Origin of the sequence: Holdemania massiliensis AP2 (assembly GCF_000327285.1) — a bacterium.
In the GTDB taxonomy this organism is placed as follows: Bacteria; Bacillota_I; Bacilli_A; order Erysipelotrichales; family Erysipelotrichaceae; genus Holdemania; species Holdemania massiliensis.
The window spans coordinates 854,312-873,464 of sequence record NZ_HE998568.1 but is presented as its reverse complement, the minus strand read 5'-3'; the positions used below and the strand labels follow the sequence as shown (position 1 = coordinate 873,464).

General features: G+C 45.8%; 11 protein-coding genes. 8 read left to right on the top strand and 3 right to left on the bottom strand.

Going from position 1 to position 19,153, the window contains the following annotated elements; translation table 11 throughout:
- Positions 1 to 362: 362 nt before the first annotated feature.
- Positions 363 to 1,574, top strand: coding sequence for an ATP-binding protein (locus BN162_RS11850; protein WP_020225328.1), 1,212 nt, complete (start codon positions 363 to 365; stop codon positions 1,572 to 1,574).
- 417 nt (positions 1,575 to 1,991) lie between these two features.
- On the opposite strand, the gene BN162_RS11845 is transcribed toward BN162_RS11850, so the two are convergent.
- Positions 1,992 to 3,095: a radical SAM/SPASM domain-containing protein gene (locus BN162_RS11845; protein WP_020225327.1), complete on the bottom strand. Its 1,104-nt coding sequence runs from the start codon at positions 3,093 to 3,095 to the stop codon at positions 1,992 to 1,994.
- Between the two features lie 314 nt (positions 3,096 to 3,409).
- Positions 3,410 to 4,138, bottom strand: coding sequence for a TetR/AcrR family transcriptional regulator (locus tag BN162_RS11840; protein ID WP_020225326.1), 729 nt, complete (start codon positions 4,136 to 4,138; stop codon positions 3,410 to 3,412).
- Between the two features lie 139 nt (positions 4,139 to 4,277).
- Between BN162_RS11840 and BN162_RS11835 the strand changes: the two genes are divergently transcribed.
- Together BN162_RS11835 and BN162_RS11830 are read left to right on the top strand one after the other, a co-directional pair.
- Positions 4,278 to 5,165, top strand: a complete 888-nt coding sequence (locus BN162_RS11835) for a 4Fe-4S binding protein (RefSeq protein ID WP_020225325.1) — start codon at positions 4,278 to 4,280, stop codon at positions 5,163 to 5,165.
- Positions 5,166 to 5,327: 162 nt separating this feature from the next.
- Positions 5,328 to 5,834 (top strand): hypothetical protein, encoded by a 507-nt coding sequence (locus BN162_RS11830; protein WP_020225324.1) that lies wholly within the window; start codon positions 5,328 to 5,330, stop codon positions 5,832 to 5,834.
- A gap of 57 nt (positions 5,835 to 5,891) precedes the next feature.
- Here BN162_RS11830 and BN162_RS11825 read toward each other — a convergent pair whose 3' ends face one another.
- A complete protein-coding gene (locus tag BN162_RS11825) occupies positions 5,892 to 7,658 on the bottom strand; it encodes an FAD-dependent oxidoreductase (protein ID WP_020225323.1) in 1,767 nt (588 codons plus the stop codon).
- Positions 7,659 to 7,855: 197 nt separating this feature from the next.
- On the opposite strand from BN162_RS11825, the gene BN162_RS11820 reads away from it, so the two are divergent.
- The 5 genes from BN162_RS11820 to BN162_RS11800 all read left to right on the top strand — a co-directional run bounded on the left by BN162_RS11820 (position 7,856) and on the right by BN162_RS11800 (position 19,153).
- Positions 7,856 to 8,764: a LysR family transcriptional regulator gene (locus tag BN162_RS11820; RefSeq protein WP_020225322.1), complete on the top strand. Its 909-nt coding sequence runs from the start codon at positions 7,856 to 7,858 to the stop codon at positions 8,762 to 8,764.
- A gap of 335 nt (positions 8,765 to 9,099) precedes the next feature.
- A complete protein-coding gene (locus BN162_RS11815; RefSeq protein WP_020225321.1) occupies positions 9,100 to 9,681 on the top strand; it encodes a guanylate kinase in 582 nt (193 codons plus the stop codon).
- Between the two features lie 123 nt (positions 9,682 to 9,804).
- Positions 9,805 to 10,050: a DUF6199 family natural product biosynthesis protein gene (locus BN162_RS19320; protein WP_154651816.1), complete on the top strand. Its 246-nt coding sequence runs from the start codon at positions 9,805 to 9,807 to the stop codon at positions 10,048 to 10,050.
- Between the two features lie 231 nt (positions 10,051 to 10,281).
- Entirely contained in the window at positions 10,282 to 11,022 is a 741-nt protein-coding gene (locus BN162_RS11805; protein ID WP_081587907.1) for a YdcF family protein, read from the top strand.
- Between the two features lie 478 nt (positions 11,023 to 11,500).
- The gene (locus BN162_RS11800) at positions 11,501 to 19,153 is read left to right on the top strand and encodes a polysaccharide lyase family 8 super-sandwich domain-containing protein (RefSeq protein WP_020225318.1); all 7,653 of its coding nucleotides are present in this window, start codon (positions 11,501 to 11,503) and stop codon (positions 19,151 to 19,153) included.

The following is a 19,153-nucleotide window of genomic DNA, read 5'->3' as shown; positions in this document are numbered from 1 at the left end:
GGGAAATAGACCAACAATTAAAAGAATTATTCAGAAAAACAAAACAAGGGAAACAAACTGAAGCGGATTACTTACTTTAAAGTGCAACAGCTGCGTCCTGAACGAAAACGATTCAAGAACATTGGAATACACACCTCACAAGAAACAGAGAGGGACTCTGAAGATTTAGACTTTCAGAGTGATGCTCGCCTCACTTTCTTGCGATGATATTTTAGCGAGAAGTTAACATCGTAATGGGAAGTCAATTGTTTTTTACAAATCCGCAAAATAATCTAAAAAAATAGATTTTTGCGGTTATAATCTAAAAAACTATTTATAATTTTCGGAATAAGCGGTAGACTATTAAACAGGAGGTGGCATTTATGATTTACAGACCTATTTACGTTGAAAAGATAATGACTTATGTGAATGCGCCGTTTATCAAAATTCTGACCGGAATCCGTCGTTGTGGTAAATCAACCATTTTAAAAATGTTGATAGACGAAATGAAAAAAAAAGGTATCCGGGAGAACCAGATTTTACATTACAGCTTTGATTCTCTGGAATATGAGGATATTAAAACAGCAAAAGCGCTTTTTTCCCACTTGAAGCAGCACTTGTCTTCGGAAGGGAAAACCTATCTTTTCCTCGATGAGATTCAGGAAGTGAAATCATGGGAAAAGGTTGTAAACTCCCTTATGACAGACTATGATGTGGACATTTATGTAACCGGTTCTAATTCAAGGATGATGTCCTCTGAAATTTCGACCTATCTGACAGGGCGTTATATTGCATTTCGTATTTATCCTTTGTCCTTTTCAGAATATATGATCTTTCGAAAGGAATACGCAGAAGTCCTCGATCTTCACGCAGAACTTGCAAATTATGTGCGGCTCGGTGGTTTCCCTGCGGCTCATCTGCAAAAATATACACCGGATGAGGTTTATACTATTGTTAAGGATATTTATAATTCCACGATCTTTACAGACATTGTAAGACGTAATCAAATCCGCAAGGTGGATCAACTGGAGCGTATTGTGAAGTTTGCCTTTGACAATGTTGGGCGGACTTTTTCAGCCGCTTCTATTTCCAAGTATCTAAAAAGTGAGAATCGTTCTATTGATAACGAAACAGTTTACAATTATCTCAGCAAGCTTGAGAACGCTTACATCCTCTATCGTTGCGGCCGTTTCGATATACAAGGAAAAGAAATTTTGAAAACCCAGGAGAAATTCTATTTGGCGGACACAGCTCTACGTTACAGTGTATTGGGATATTCGCCAGACAGCGTGGCCGCTATGCTTGAGAATGTTGTTTATCTGGAATTGCTCCGCCGCGGATATAAAGTTTATGTTGGGAAGGTAGACAACGCTGAAATAGATTTTATTGCCGTTAAACAGGGAAACAAACTATACATCCAAGTAGCACAGGAGATCGGTTCCCCTGAGACAGAACGACGAGAGTACGGTAGACTGCTTGATATCCGGGACAACTACCCTAAATATGTGTTGCGCACAGACGTATTTGCAGGAGGTAATTACGAGGGAATCAAGACCATGCACATTGCAGATTTCTTGCTAAATGATGAGTATTGAAGAAATGAGCTGAACTTATGTATATTTCAAAAGTGATGATACGCAATTTTAGGATTTTTGACTATGTGGGTATTACAGCTTCATTTAAAAAGGGTATTAATGCAATTATTAGTGGAAGCAACTGTGGAAAAGGGGAATCATTTGATGCCACACTACTGATTGTTGACAATACCAAATCTTAACTCTGCTCCATTGGATAATGAACTTATGCGAATTGCTTATGTTGCTATGACAAGGCTAAGAAAAATTTTAATGGTTTCTATACCTAAACAAAAATCTACAGATAAATTGAGCAGATTTCCGTCTGACTTATGGGAGTATCAAGAATATAGGATTCCTGTTTAAAAGTTAAAAAGTCCCCTTACATAGACGACTGTCTTTGCGGTCAATCCAAGCTATGGAAAGGGGGCTTTATTTTCAGGATTGTCTGCGCAGGGTCAGAGCCAGCTGGGAAAGCATCACTTCATGTTTTTGTATAAACGCCTGATAGCCGCAGAACTGATCATCGAAGTAACAAACGTTCATCCGCCGGCATTGCCCATGGCAGATTCGCGCGTAGCGGCAGGTTTTGCATAGCGGCGTCGTCCGATGCGGTTCATGTAAAAACTGGGGCAGCGTTGGGGATTTCATCAGCTCGTTCAGTGATAAATCGCGCAGATTTCCCAGCTTGTACTGATCTAGGACATAGAAGTCGCAGGGATAGACGCTGCCGTCGCTTTCAACCACAAACTGCATGCTGCAAAAGCCAAGATAACCGCACTGCTGCGGCGGAACACCCGCAAATAGTGGAATCAGATTATCAAACAGCGTCACGCTGATATAGTGATTCTGTTTCAGCTCTTCCAGCCACAGCGTAAAGAATTCATCATAGAAATGAAAGAAAGCCTGCGGCGTCAGCGAATAGGCGTCGTTGAGTTCTTCAAACGGCGGCAGGCACGGAATAATCTGGATATAATCAAAATGATGATGCAGATAGAAATCAAACAGTTCCTTAGGATGCTGAGCCAGCTGTCGGGTTAATACCGTCAGAATGTTGAATTCTATTTTGGCCCGGCGCATTTTTTCAATGTTCTCCATAATCCGTGAAAAGGTCCCCTGACCTTCGGCGTCCGGCCGCATCGCGTCATGCTGCGCGGCATAGCCGTCTAACGAAACCCCAACCAGAAAACGATTCTGTTTCATAAAGGCAATCCATTCATCATTCAGTAAGGTGGCATTGGTCTGTAAGGCATATTGGAAATGATGAAAACGCTTCTTTTTAAGATGGACCCGGCGGATAAATCGGCGGAAATAATCCAGTCCTGCCACGGTAGGCTCTCCCCCCTGAAAGGCAAAGGTGATCGTGACTTCCTCATGGAAGAAGCCCAGCGTTTTGTCGATGAGTAAATTCATGGTTGCTTCATCCATGATTCCATATGTTGGAATTTTCCGGTTTTTGGCGACGTCGCAGTAAAAACAATATTGACAGCGCAGATTGCAGGCGCTGGAAGCCGGTTTGATCAACATCGAAAAGTATTTCATGAATGACGACTCTCTTTCTGTTTCTTAGCGTTTGCTTTTAAGGTATTATAGCATGTTCTAAGTAAAATGGCAGAAAACGCCGTCCTCAGCGAAGAAACTAAAAAAACAGGACGGGCGCCAACTTCTGCGGAAGCGGGATTCAGCGGCTGAGCTTGCAGAAAAAATGAAGATTACGCTGGCGATATTCCTCGAACGTTTTGCATTGCCGCTAGATCCATCCCGAATCGGCGGATCCGGCAAAAGCAGGATTAAAGACGCATAGTATTCATATAATGGGAACTTCTCAGAAACGTGAAGGACAAACGATAAAAAAGCTATTTAGGCAGCCGTGTATTCCAACGTTCTACTTGATTATAAAATTGTTCACTTTCCGGGCTTTGCTTCTGCAGATAAGCGTCAGTAAAGGAATGCAGGAAACGGAAGAAGACCTGAGTGTAATGAATAGGGGTCGCCGGGTCATTGCGATGCCGAAGAATCTGAAGAAGAATCCCGCCGAAAAGGATATCGGCAGCTGCAATTAAGCTGTCTACATCCTCAGCTCGGAAATAACCATCTTCAACGCAGGGAAGCAGAATATTCTGATTCTTTTTTATAAAATCAGTTTCCTGAATTTGAGCGGAAAGTTTAGGGTTAAGCTGTTCCTGGATTTCAGGAAAAACCGCAAAATAATCCGGAATGCACTGATAAATCTTGGTTTTGTCCTCCATCTGAAAAAAATACAGGAAAAGACGCGGATGCTGAAATGACTCACGGCATTGTGCCAGCCATTGTCCAAGATAGTGATATAGTGAACTGTCGCATTTTGTCTGCAGCTGGGAAGCTTCAACCCAGATCCGGCTCATCCGGTCAATCAAGGTGAAAGCGATCAGCTGATTCATATTCTGAAAATAGTTATACAGCGTTGCGCTGTTATAGCCGGCTGCATCCGCGACCTGTCTTAGCGTGATCGCATCGACAGACAGGGTATCAGCAAGAGAGATTACAGCATCGATGAAGTAGCGGTTCATTCGGGATTTTTTTAATTGGGCATTACGTTCATTCATGGTCGCGTCCTCTTTGCCTGTCATTATAGCACAAATTCATAGTTAAGAAAATTAATTGGACAATTGTAAAAATAATCAATTGATTGTTGAAAAATGGACAAAGCCTGATACAATGAAAGGGACGAGGGAGGATTTAGAAATGAAAAAGGAAATATCACGTCGAAATTTCATTAAAGGCACTGCCGCTTTAACCGCCGGAGCAGCATTAATGGGCTTGGCAGGGTGCGCCCAGGAAGAAGCGCCGACAACCCCGGAAGCACCAAAATCGAAACATGTAAAGGTTGCGGTTTTTTCACCAACGGAAGGAACGAAGAATGCGGCTGCGATGTTGGCTGCGAAGTTCTCGGATGATGTTGAATTCACTGACCTGACCAACGCCGCATCTCGGACTGAGGAAGTCACGTTTACCGCAGAGGATCTGGCGATTGTAGCCGCGCCGTCCTATGGCGGACAGATTCCAATGATCGAAGGTCTGTTTACTAATTTAAAAGGAGATAATACACCTTGCGTAGTTGTTTGTGCTTTTGGCAACCGAGCCGCGGAAAACGTCTATGCCAACATTGCCAACATTGTGTCGGCTCAGGGGTTTGTGGTTGTCGGAGCGATCGGTCTGGTTACGCCGCATGTTTTCTCCAGCAACGCCAAAGCAGGCCACAGCCGGCCCAATGTTGAGGACAATCAGACCATGGCGGAATTTGCGAAGAAAGTCATGGATAAGCTGAACAGCGGTACGATTGAGGCGATGAAGCTGGAAGGTTCCGCGGAAGTTGATTTCGCTAAGGAAATCTCCGTAGCACCGAAAGAATTCAAAGCGGAAAACTGCGTAAAGTGCGGAGCTTGTGCTACGAATTGTTCTACAGGAGCGATTGATCCGCAGACTTTAGAAATTGATGAATCAAAATGCATCAACTGCATGCGCTGTTCCTTTGTCTGTGAATTCAATGCCCGTTCTTATGACACGGCTGTTAAGCGTGAATTCATTGAAGGAAAACTGTCAACAAAGAAACCTGTTGAATATTTTGTTTAATTAGACAATAAAGAAATTGGAATTGGGTCATACAGACCATTAAAAGCCGCAGATCACCTGCGGTTTTTAAATGTTTCATTTCAAATATTTACTTTGATAGAACTGAAAAAAAGGATTAAGCTTAAAGAAAGGAAACAGCATACGAATTGTGTGGGGGTCATGATGAAATATAAAACAAACTGGTTGGGAATTATTCTTATTTCTATGGCATTGCTCGTTTTAGGCGTTGTTTTTATCTTGAATCTTGGTTGTGAAGAACAAGAATTCAGGGGATTAAAAACACTTTCGGTTTTCCAATTTGGTAATGATGTCGATGATGTGAAGCCGCAGGGAAGAATGGAACTGGAAAGTACTGTTGATTTTCTTGTGCTGGAATTGAATGGACAGACCTGCCGGATTGCTAAGCCGGAAGGTTTGGTTGGGGCATATCCAGGCGGACCTTATTTTTGTGAAAGTGATGTTTTGTGGGCAATCTATTTTGGGAAGCATTATGATACGATTGGAATTGCTGAACTGACTCATGTCTTAATTCAAGGCGATCAACGCAGTTTCCAGTATACAGGAAGCTATTTTCTATGCTTTATTCAAAATGAATCCGATAAGCAGAACAAACAAGAATGTATCCGGCGCTTTAAAAAATTAACCTCTGCTTTTGCCCTATGGGATTAAACAAAAAAAGCATAAGAAAATCCGGCAAACATAGACTCGCCGGATTATTCAATTCAATTAAAGCTCAGCCAATTCGCGGCCTAACAAATAGGACAATGTGCAGCAGACAGCCCCTAAGTTCTGTCCAGGCATAACGAAGTTGTACGAGTTGGCATAGAAATCGCCGACCATGATGCCTGTGTTGTACAAGCCCTCAATCGGCTGATCATTCGCGTCACAGACCTGCAGATGATCGTTCGTGCGCAGACCGCCGCAGACGGTTAAGAAAGTTGCGCCTGTGACTTTGGAGCCATAGAACGGAGCGGTGTCGATCGGATAGAGAACTTCCGGATTAACATGATATTCCTCATCCAGGCCAGCCTTGGCATATTCATTGTAGCGCTTGATGCTGGCGAGGGCATTGGCTTTGACTTCATCGCTGTAGCCTTCATACATCTTTTCAACCAATTCCTCTAAGGTATCCGCTTTGAAGTAGTTGGAATTGCTGTTCCACATTTCAATATATTCTTCCGGTGAATAAGCCTTAATTCCGTTTTCTTCATCGACGCAGTGGCCAAACGGTTCCCATTGATCCTGGGTGTAAGCATAGTTGACATCCCAAACCCCGAAAGCAGTCCGTTCCGGCAGCTGCAGGACAGACATGGCGCCATAGGCAAAATTGGTCACTTCATTCTGGTACCGCTGACCGCGGACATCCAGATTCAATCCCCAGAAGTTGGAAATAACCGCATGAGAAGGTCCCGGAACACCGCCGTTGATCATCGGAGCACAAGGATAAGTTTTCTGCCAGGCTGCGCCGACCCACAATCCCATTTTCTGTCCATCGCCCGGCATTAAACCGTTGTAGACTAAACCGGCATCGTAATCAACCTCATCCGACAGTGTATCCTTGAAAATTTCATACGCCCATGGTGAATACTTGGCCATCATATCCTTATTGCGGGAGAAGTCGCCGGTGGCCAGGACAATCGCCTTGCGTCCGACATATTTAACATAGCTGCCGTCTTCTTTCTGCGCGATGACCGCGGATACTCGGCCGGTATTCTCATTTTCGCGAATCAGATATTTTGCGATCGTTTTATAATGAATTTCACCGCCCATGTCAGCGATATGGCTGGCATAAGCCTGAGCCTGCAGCGGGGCGCCGAATAAAGCGCCGAACGGCTGTTCCTCATTCCAGAAATTGTGGGAAGCACTCGGTACAGTCAGGACTCCGTCAGGATCATAATAACCTGGCTCCAGGCATACATGTAAACCTTTGGCTTCCATCTTGTCAATCATCCAGTCTACAGATTCAGCACTGTTGTTGATCCAGCGTTCCCATTTCTTTTTATCCATGAAATAAGTGCCGGAAGTCTGTTCGGTTTTAACGATTTTCCGGGCAATCTCTGGTGAATAATCAATTCCCTTCGCTTTTTGATATTTGGAACCCACGGCATGATTGGAACCGCCGCGGGAATACGGCTGCGAACCGGCGGAGAACATCAGAACGTCAGCTCCCTGTTCCATCGCGGAACACATGGTACATAAACCCGCCATACCGGAACCGATGACAATGATATCATGTTCGATCGTTTCCTTAATCTCTGATTCGGGAATCGGATCAGGGGCAATTTCAAATGACCATTTTGTCTGCGTAAAGGTCTCTGCGGTTAAAACGTTGTTTCCAGCAGGGGCTGATGAAGCTTCCGGCGTTTTGACTTCGTTGTCTGAGGCACATCCGCCCAACATACCGGCTGCGGCTAAGCCGACGGCTCCGGCCGCCGCGCCTTTGATAAAGTCCCGTCGGGAGATTCCAGATGTTGCTTTGTCTGTGTTTTTCATTTCTTTCCTCCTCGTTTTATGAGCTTTGTTCGCTTATGTCAGGATTGACAATAAATGCACAATGCTCTTTAATGGTTATTGTAGGCGTTTTCTGACCAAGTAAAAAGCAGTCTTTTTTTGCGAAGGCGCAAGAGAAAATTACTTTGTTCAGAAATGATCAAGTTTAGTTTCAGTCAGAAAAGACAGGGGGAGTATGGATGGATATCCAGCATCTGCGTTATTTCTTAACCGTCAGCCGAACGCTCAACTATACCAAAGCCGCGGAGGAATTATATATCAGCCGCCAAGCCGTTGCTCAGGCTGTCCGGCAGCTGGAAACTGAGCTGCAGTCACCGTTGTTGATCAATCGCAAAAATACATTGGCACTGACGCCTTTAGGGAAAGTGTTTCAGAAGGAAGCCAGTAAAGTTGTGCGGTCATTCGGCCAGTTTGAGGCGGCAATGCTGAAACAGGCAGAGGATAAGAAAAACGAATTACGGATAGTCATGGGCGCGGGAATTGTCTTAAATCTTTCAGCGGAGATGTTTGCGAACTTTTCCACTGCGTATACTTCGATTCTATTGTCCACAAAAGAAGAAGACAATGAAGCGATTCTGCGCCATGTTGAAGAAGGCGAGGCGGACCTGGGGTTAATCGGAACAACCCCAGCGTATATTCAAGGCTTTCGTTCGTGCTTAATCAAGAAGAGTGATCTGCATGTCTGCCTGCACGTTGATCATCCCTTAGCGAAAAAGGAATCGTTGACCTTTCAGGATTTAAAAGGCGTACCGATGGTCGGCTTTGGGGAAAAGTATGATCTGCATCGCTATTATGTTCAGAAGTGTCATGAAAATGGCTTTGCGCCCACCTTTTCGATCATTACGGCCGATGTGAATATATCCCGCAATCTGGTCCTGGAAAATCGATCGGTCAGTTTCGCTTTTCCGGATTACCGCAAGGACAGCCATCCCTCTGTTTCCAAAGTGAAGGTGCTGCCGTTAAATCTGGGAGAAACCGATGCGTGGGGTATTTATGCCATTACCCGAAGTGACGAAGAGATTACCCTGCCCCAACAGCTGTTCATTGAGTTTATGCAGCGTCAGGCAGGGACGGCCCTGTCCTGTTAGGCTTTAGCGTCGGCTTTAATCTGAGTGCTGCGCTTATTTTCTAAGAGCAGGAACAGGAAGCCTTAAAGGAGCTTTGATTATGCTTCTTTGACCGTCTGACGTCTTTAATTGTGCAGTAAAAGCAGCAGCTAAATTAAAATTTGTCAGGGATTCTGTTCAGCCATCTTGCTTTTCTTGATATAATAGATCCAGAAGAACAGATTTCAGTAGAAATGCAAATGCAAATGTAAATAAATCATCGCGTTGAAAAATTTTACAATTTTTAAGAAAACATTTGTCATCATGCCGCATTTGCGGTATAACTACATTATGAAATCTTAGGGAGGGGCGAGTTTATGGCAAAAGGATTGGTAGTGATTCTCAGCGGCGTCAGCAGTATTGGTAAAGATCAGGTTCGTCAGAAGCTGCTGAATGATCCGGAATTGGGCTTAATGGATATCATATCCCTGACCACACGGCCAAAGAAGGAAACGGAACGGGATGGTTCAGATTATTATTTTGTCAATCATAAGGATTTTGCGGATGCCGTGCGGGATCATCGAATGCTGGAATATACAGAATTCAATGGGTATTATTACGGAACACCGGCAGAACATGTGGAGTTTTTGACAGCTATGGGTAAGCATGTACTGATCTCAGTGGAAGCTCAGGGTGTTGGTCAAATTCGGATTAAACATCCGGATAACAAAGCTTTTTTCCTCGTGCCGACAAGTCTGGCCGTATTGGAAAAACAGATCCGACAGCGGTATCATTCGGATGAGGCAAGTATTAATCTGCGTATGAACAAAGCGAAAACGGAATTAGAGCTGGCGAATATCTTTGGGACGTGTGTACCGCTGACCTCGGATGAAGAAGTTTTCAGCATCATTAAAAAGGAATTGTTGGAAGAATTGAAAAATCGCGAACAGAATTCATAAGAGCTGGCAGCTGCCGGCTTTTTTGTATTGCCAGACAAGCAAGGTGGATAGAAACCGGACATTTAATCCTTATTCATGGATGTAAAAATCAGCTGAATGCAGGAATGATTCTGAAGTTTAAGAATGGAGAATGGAAGGATGTTCATCATCATGGCCAGCTTAATCATAATCTATCTGGGATGGTTTATCTTTTCCAAACCGGAAAAAATGTGGGAAATGCGGTATCAGTTCTTTGTCAAAGGCGGAGAACCTACGCGGTACGCTATTTTCTGCATCAGACTCCCGGGTATTATTTTGCTTCTTGCAGGAGCGATGTTAACTGCGCTCTATATCCTTGAAATCATCAGCAATGTTTCTTCAAAAGGTTGAAATACTGCCTAAGAAGTTTCGGAAAATGAAAGTGAAGATCACGGAGAACACAGCGATCGGTTTCTGGGTGGAATCGCCGTTATGATGGCGCTGCTGTTCTTTTCTTATTCCATTTAGGAATAAAAAAGAAAGAAACAGGAGAAACACTTACAGTGAACTTAAGGTTTTCTGACTTTCCCCGTATTTTAAATAGAATATGATATTCTAACAGGGGAAAGGCAGGTGACGAAGATGAACAGAAAAAGAATTTTAATCATTTTAGGAGGCCTTTGCTTGGGGTATGCCTGCCTGACATGGATTACGGTTTCACTGCAGTTCGGCAATGCTTTTTTTCTAATTCTGGGCATGATGCTGATTGGTGAGGCCCTCATTCATGAAAAGCTGGGAAAACGCGGTCAACGGCGAGTAAATTGTCTGGGGCTGATCGGCAGCGGTATGGCTCTTATTTTAATTGTCCTGATGATCAGTGCGGCCCATGTTCGTTTCTTTTCTGCGGATGATCAGGGGTCCACTGTCATCGTCCTGGGCGCGAAGATCAATGAAGATCGTCCCAGCCTGATTCTGCAGCGTCGTCTGCAGGCCGCTTTAACGTATGCTCAGGAACATCCTGAGAGTCAGATCATTGTGACAGGCGGACAGGGCGAAGGCGAAACCTATACAGAAAGTGCTGTAATGAAAAAGTGGCTGACGGATAACGGACTGGAAGCCGAACGGATTCTTGAGGAAAATCAGGCGCGGAACACAGGCGAAAATTTGAAGTATTCGCTTAAAGTGTTAAGACAAAACGAACTGAGTGAAAAGGTTGTGATTGTTACGGACAGCTTCCATCAGCTGCGGGCGTCAATTCTGGCTAAACAGTTGGGGATCGAACAAATTGAAGCCGTGAACTCGGATACTCCGCCTTCGCTGATTCCGATGTATACCGTAAGAGAATGGTTCGGATTGGTGAAAGCCTTGGTTCTTCAAAGATAAGCAGATAAGATTTCTTGGCGAATGTCTGAGAAATCTTTTTGCAATTTCGGGGAGCATTTCCGCCTTCCGGTGAAAGAGAATTAAGAAAGAGCTTTGAAAAGCCTAAAATTTCAGCTCGCGGATAAAGTTAGAATAAGAATTAAAAACGAGAAATTAAGAATTAAAATGAAAACTTGTTTTAACCTTTAGTCAACATGGAAATTCCAGATATAATCGCGATTTATTTCGCTGAACGTCGTAAAGTTAGATTCTGTATTCTTCAATAACACTTGTATAAAAGACTTTCAACGATATATAAGTATAATTTATAGATTAGTAAATATTACTTATGGATTGGAAATGCTTATTGGACAAGCTTCTTTTCCCATGCTAAATTGAAAACGTGATAACGCTTACAAACTTTTTCTTATTTCTTTATCCGACTGCGGATAATTAAGGAATGAAAAGGGGCGGAAGCAGGGGAAGAGAGGAAAGTAAGATGAAAAAACTGTTCAGTTTTCTGGCAGCCATTGTCACAGCATTGACTGTGATCGTTCCAAGTCAGGCTGTCCCGATCTTGGCTGAGCCGACAGCGTCGCCGGTGACCCTTCGTGTCGGAACCTGGAATATTGCGGCGGGTAAATATTCCAGTCTTGGCGAAATGTCCGGTGTGATTGCGGAAAACAGCCTGGAGGTTGTTGCGGTTCAGGAAGTCGATATGTTCAATAACCGTAATAATGTGGATATGTTGGCAGGCTTAACGAGTTCCGAATTATCGCATACGGACTTTGCGAAATTCCGCAATTATGAGGGTGGGGAATTTGGGATCGGATTTGTTTCGCATTATCCGATTCTGCAATCTTCCGCAAGTCCTCTGGAAACTTACGAGTTAGAAGCAACCAAGGTTGCTCAGCGGATCGTAATTGAAAAAGAAGGCAAACAGATTGCGCTGTACAATGTCCATCTGAGCGCACAGACGCCAAAACAAATGACCGCCAGGGAACTGCGTCAGGTGCAGTTTCTGCAGCTGGCCAACATGATTGCGAAGGATCCGATCGAATACAAAGTGATCATGGGTGATTTCAATGCGGATCAGGATACCTATGAGTTTTCCCGCATGCTGGATTTCTTCAATATGGCGAATGGCCGCAATGATCAGTGGCAAAGAACTTACTGGCCTGACGATGATCCGGCAATGAAAGTGTTTGCTGTGGATAATATTCTGGCGACGAAAAATATCCAGATCGACAATTTTGAAGTGGTTCAGAATCAGCTTTCCGATCATTATCTGCTGTGTGCGGATCTGACGCTTTCCGAAGAAAAAGCTCCGGATCTGCGTAAGAATTTAGCCCTGGGAGCTGCTGTTGAGGTAAGCTCCAGTGATGAAGGGACCTCAGCCTTCAGCCTAGTTGATTATCAATATGGAAAAGGCTGGACTTCGACCGAGGCCAGTGCTGAAATTACCGTGCAGCTGGATCATGCGGTTGAAAATGCCCAGGTGAAGCTGCATTGGGGAGAGCAGAAACCATCGCATTATACGCTCAGCACTTCTATTTCAGGGAAGACCTGGACAAAAGTGGCAGAAGTGAATCAGCCGCAGGTTATGGATTCGCTTTCCGCAGGCAATGCCCGTTACATCAAGCTGGAGCTGATGGAGAAAACGACAGATCTTTACGATCTGCGGGAAATCGAAGTGTTTGGTCAGTTCAATGCGGCTTTGGATGCAACCAACGAGAATATCCTCGACAACAGTGGATTTGAAATGTGGGAACCCGTCGTAATTCCGCATCCGCAGCAGCCAGCGAAGACTTGGTGGGATAAAGATATCTGGGAAAATGATCTGAAGACCCAGCCATGGATTTATCAAATCTATGATGGCAATCAAGCCTTAACTCAATATTACATGGCTTATCAGGATAAGCAGGATAAGCATGAAGGCGAATGTTCCGTGCGTGTTGAAAAACGCGTTGGTGCGACCAATGAAGCGTATTTCAAACTTCAGAATTATCCGTTTGTCGAAGGCCAGACCTACAAGATTTCATTTTGGTACAAGACTGCAGATATGAGCTCTGAGAGCTTAAATTTGAAAATCTTTAACGTAGATCACCCGATCAAAAACAATACCGAGTGGACGCATTTTGAAGGTGAATACAAAGCGGATAAACCGACATCGTTAGTCAATCTTTACTTAAAATCTGGAAAAAGTACCGGTACTTTCTGGATTGATGATTTCCAGATCATTCCGGTATCTACATCTGAACCGCTTCCAGTTTACGCACAGTCACTGGAAGTCCAGATGAATGTTTCTCGATTAGCGGTGAATGACACAGCCCAGGCAGCAGTTCAGGTTATTCCGGAGGAGGCTGAGGATCAGGATGTCATTTGGTCTTCATCCAACTCTAAGGCAGCGACGGTTGATAAAAATGGGAAAGTAAGTGCTGTCGGGCGAGGTAAGACGTTGATTACAGCCACCTCAACATCCAATTCCTTGATGAGAGCTTCGGTTCCGCTGACAGTTTACAGCGATAAGATTGAGATTCAGGCTTTGGAAGAAGCAATTTCTGAAGCTGAAACCTTGTCTTCTGAGAATTATACGCAGGGAAGCTGGGCTCGTTTGGAAACAGCATTGACTGAAGCCAAGGCACTGCTCAGTTCATCAGAGCTGGATCAGGATGCGGTCGATGCGGCGCTGGAGTCTATAAAGCAGGCGATGAAATACCTGGTCGAAACCAGTGAAATCGATACGGCTTATGAAAAGATCATGAATTACTGGGTGAATGAATTAGTCGGTGATTCCTCAGGAACCTTCCAGGATCCTGTTTATCTGGAGAATGTTCAAAGTCTGGATCAGAAATCCCGGAATTATCTGGATACGATGAAAGATCCGATGTCCCCGGATACCAGCGAATTGTGGACAGACAAAGCGATGAATGATGCGGAAATGGGGGCAAAGGTAACGGAAGCCCTGGATCGCCTGAAGATGATCGCGACCCAGTATCAGACACCGCAGTCCGCTTTGTATCAGAAGGATGCGGTAAGAATTCAGATTTTAGAAGCCATGGAATTCATTTTGGCCAATAAATATGGACCGAATACCAAAAAAGGCTCGTCAAACTGGTGGGATTGGGAAATCGGCAGCCCGCGTTCAATGATGGATGTTTCCTTCCTGATGCGCGATGAAATGCCGGCAACGATGAAACAGTCTGTTGTGGCAACCATCGACCGGTTTGTTCCGAAAGCTGATTATCGGCTCAACAGCAGTCTGAAAGAAACCGGCGCCAATCTGATTGATAAAGTTTCCATCGTGATCAAGCGCGCCGCCTTTGAAGGCAGCAGCAGCCGTCTTGAGCATGCTCAGTCCTGCATGGCGCCGCTGTTTACTTATGTCACCTCCGGCGACGGCTTCTACAAGGACGGCAGCTTCATCCAGCATACTTCCATTCCTTATAATGGCTCCTATGGCTTTGTCCTGTTGGATGAGCTGACGAACTGCATCATCATGCTGAACTTTACCGAGCAGGCCGTCAGTCCGGAAAACGTCGCCCTGTATGAAACATTCCTGAATGATTCCTTTATCCCATTCTTATCCTACGGCGGCAACGTTCTGGATTTAGTCCGCGGCCGTGCGGTATCCCGAATGGCTCAGCAGGGCGATACCATGGGCATGAAGATGATGGGAACGATTCTGCAGTATGCGGAAACTGTCGATACGGAATCGGCAGCCCAGATCCGTGCAAAACTGAAAACAATTGCCCAGGAGAAATTCAGTCAGACGCAAACCCAGGATTTCTCATTGGTTCCTTACAGTGATTACATTCGCGTTCAGGTACTGCGGAATACTGAGGATGTCGAGGCTGCGACCCGTCAGAGCAGTTATAACGTTTACTCCTATATGGACAGAACAGTGGTTCATCGTGAAGATTTCACCTTCACCGTTTCCAACTCATCCAAGCGGATGTACAACACCGAGCAGGGAAATAATGAAAACAACAAAGGCCGTTATCAGGGAATGGGACATACCCAGATCTATACCTCCGATATCAGTCAGTATAACGACCATTACTTTGCGACTGTGGATAACTACCGTGTCAGCGGCGTGACCACGGCCCATCAGGATATCAGCTTTAACACCAGCGGTCAGTCTGCCTGGGCGGGCGGCGTCACGCTGGATGGCGTCAATGGGGTCAGCGGTCTGATTCTGACCGGCGATAAACCGTTCAGTAAGCCGAGTGCCAGCGGAACCGGGAATGATTCCAATGTCAGCGGCAGCCGTTCCGGCATCAGCGCTTATAAATCCTACTTTGTCTTTGGCGATCAGCTGATTTTCTTAGGCACAGGGATTACGAACGACGGCAGCGACCCGAAGGTTGCCACCGTTGAAACGATTGTGGATAACCGCAAGATCAAAGCGGATGGATCCAATACTTTAATTGTGGATGGAAACGCTTATCTCAATGCTAATGGCGAAGAAGTGCTGAGCAATCCTGGCTATGCCTGGCTGGAAGGCAATGCCGATGATGCCATCGGGTATGTCTTCCTGGATTCCGCGGATGTCCTGATTAAAAAGGAAACACGAACAGGAACCTGGAATGACGTCAACAAGCTTGCCAAATTTACGGATTATACAGAAAGAACCAACAACTTCTTATCGCTTGCGGTTCAGCATGGTCAAAAACCAACAGACAGCCAGTATGCTTACATCGTTCTGCCGCAGGCAAGTCAGGAAGAAACAGCCAGCTATCGTGCGGATGAACACATTGCCATTATCAAGCAGGAAGGCGGAGTTCATGCCCTGAAAGATTTGGCCAGCGGTCAGATCGCCATGAATTTCTTTGTCGCCGGTACAGCGGGGGATGTCACCGTTGACAAGCCGTCCGCTGTGATTCTGGATAAGGCGGACAATGCAGAAACGCTGCGTCTGGCTGTCAGTGATCCTACGCGGTCATTGAGTGAAATCACAATTACGATTGACAATGTCAATCCGCAGCATTTAAGCATCCTGAGCGGCGATGCTCAGATCATCCGGGCGGAAGGCAATTCTGTTTCGCTGAAGGTTCGTTTTGACATCAAGGATGGTCAGCCAAGAGGGATTGAACTCGGAACTTCCTATGACAATCAGTCGATCAACTATGCTTCGCAGGCTAACGGTGCGCATGCTGCAACGGGAACTTCACAAGTAGGTGAAAACCGTGCCCCGGCTTTCGCTAATGATGGCGATTCCTCAACCCGCTGGGCATCAAATTATACCAAAGGCAATGACGAACAGGGCAGCAATCTTGATGCGGAAACCAAAGCGAGAGAAAACGACCAGTGGCTGGATATCAACCTTGGACAAAAGCGCACGATTTCCCAAGTCGTCATTACCTGGGAAGCCGGCAACGCCCGCGAATATCTGCTGCAGGGATCCTTGGATGGGGAAACATATTTTGATCTGTACCATGCGGTCATTGCCAATGCGGGCAAGACCCCGCGTAACGATACCCTGAGCTTTGACGCCGCAGAAACACAGTATCTGCGGATGCAGGGAATTGAACGTTCGCATTATCAGGGCGGATATTCGATCTTCGAGATTGAGGCCTATGAAAAGGTTTCGTTAAGTGCCTCGATGGATAAAGCAAAAACGTTATTGGAACAGTACGGTGATGCTTCAGCATTTGTTTCAGAAGCCGTGTACAATCAACTCAGAGAAAAGGTGGAAGAAGCGCTGGCAGCCGCGGAAGCCTTAATAAAATTGGGTGCCGCCTATGAGGATGCCGAATTGGCAAGAATCGTCAATGAGTTGGAAATGGCTAGCCGTGATTTCAACGCTGCGGTACTGCACGTTGAGCAAGTGATCATCAGCGAAGGTGATTCGTACTTATTAGGCAAGAATGAAGGCGTGCAGCTGCATGCGTCGATCCTGCCGGCGAATGCCTACAATTCAGCAATTCGATGGGAAAGCAGTGATCCTGCAGTCGCTGCTGTGAATGAGAGCGGCTATGTTCAGGCAGTCAATGGCGGAACAGCTGTGATCAAGGCGATTGCTCTGGATAACGAAGTCAGTGCCCAAATTGAGATTACGGTTGAATCGAAGGTTACAGGCATCTCATTAAATCAGACAGAAGTGAAAGTGATGCGCGGGGAAACGGTGACGCTTCAGGCCAACGTTGAACCGGCAGACGCCAACAATAAGAATGTAACATGGACTTCTTCGGATGAAAGCGTAGCGACAGTCGATGAAAACGGCGTCGTGACCACCCATGCCATTGGTATCGCGACGATTACCGCGGCTGCGGAAGAGGGTGGCTATCAAGCAACTTGTACAATCAAGGCAGACGTTGATATCAAGGGTACCGAAAATCTGATGGTAGGTGCGGCGGCAACCGCTTCGTCCACTGTTAATCGGCCAAGCGCAAATCCACCGATAACACCAGCTGGCGCAGTCGATCAGAATACTAAGACCCGCTGGGCATCGAATTATGAAGGAATCACGGATGCGGAAGCTGAGGATCAATGGCTGTTGATGGAGCTGCCGGAAGCCCGGACCATCAATGAAGTTCGGATTACCTGGTTCTCAGAAACGGTTTACGGCAAAGAATATCAGATTCTGGGTTCCATGGACGGCATAAACTTTGAAGTCATGGCGGATATTACCGACGGTCAGAATCGACAGTTCGTCATCAACTGCAATGAAATGACAGTCAAATTCGTCAAATTCCAGGGAATTAAGCGCACAGCAACCAACGGCGGTTACGGCATTGTTGAATTTGAAGCGTATTACAATCCGGAAATTGTGGATCAGCTGATTGAAGCCAAAGTGCTGGCAAGCCGTTACAGTGAAGATTTGGTCGGCAGCTATGCTGGTTATCAGCAGCTGAAAAATGCCATCGCTGAAACAGAAGCGCTGATTGACAGAGAGTTCACCGGTGCTGAAATTCAACAGATGCGTGAAGCTCTGATCGCAGGCATGGAAGCCTATCGTGCGGAGATTGTTGAAGTCACAGGCGTTCAAGTATCCCAGCCGGAAATGACATTGGAGATTCAGATTCAGGCTCAGATTGAAGCTTCCGTCACGCCGGAAAAGGCAACGGATAAGCAGTTAATCTATACGTCAGGCAATGATTCTATTGCAGAAGTAGACGCGGCGGGTTTGATTACGGCGAAACAGAAAGGTCAGGCTGTGATTACCGTGACTTCCCGCGACGGCGGACATCAGGCAACGGTGAATGTGACAGTCACGGCCTTCACAGATAATCCGCCGGTGATCACCGCCAACAATGTCGCGATTGCGTTGGGAAGTGAGTTCAATCCGCTTGATTACGCTATCATCAGCGATGCGGAAGATCAGGAACTTACTCTGACTTCTGAGCATGTCATCGCCAATGATGTCGATACCACGGTTGCCGGAGTTTATCATGTCACCTACAAGGTCACGGATTCCGCCGGCAATGAAGCTGAAAAGACCATTACGGTGACTGTAATGCCGAACCCGGAAGAAATGACGCTGATCAGTGAACAGGGAATTAAAGTTATCGGCTTGTTTACCGATACGGACTCGCTGGAAGTTAAGGATGTGACTGCTGATCATGAAAACTTCGACCGTCAGGAAATTGTCAAGGCTTGGCAGTTGAAAATGGGCAGTTCCAGAAGCCGCGGCTTAACGCGGTATGAAGTCCGCATTCCATTTGCAGGAAAGAAAGACGGAATTCATTTGGTTCGTTATCATGTTTCTTATCAGCCGATCTCCGATTTCAAATTTGAAGGCGATGAGCTCGTATTCCATACGACGGTGCTCGACGGCGTCTATGTGATTACCCGCAGCCTGCCGGACCCTGTTCCCAACCCGCCGTCAGATTCCTCAGATGAGGTGAATTCCGCGAATCCGGCCGTACCGGCAGCTCCGGAAAAACCAAAATCCACCGGCAGCTTCTGGAGTTCCTTGTTTGGAAACAAGCAGCAAACAGAAGAAGAATCGACATCCGTTGAAGAATCAGAGTCCCAGGTTCAGAATGAACCGCAGCCGGAAACTGCTGCGCCAACAGCTCAGCCGGAAAAGACACCGGAAGTGAAGCCGGAAGAAAAATCCGCATCTTCCCCATGGATGTTGATCGGCGGCGCTGTTGTGATCGTGGCCGTGGGTGCAGCCTTATGGATGCTGAAGAAAAGAAAATAA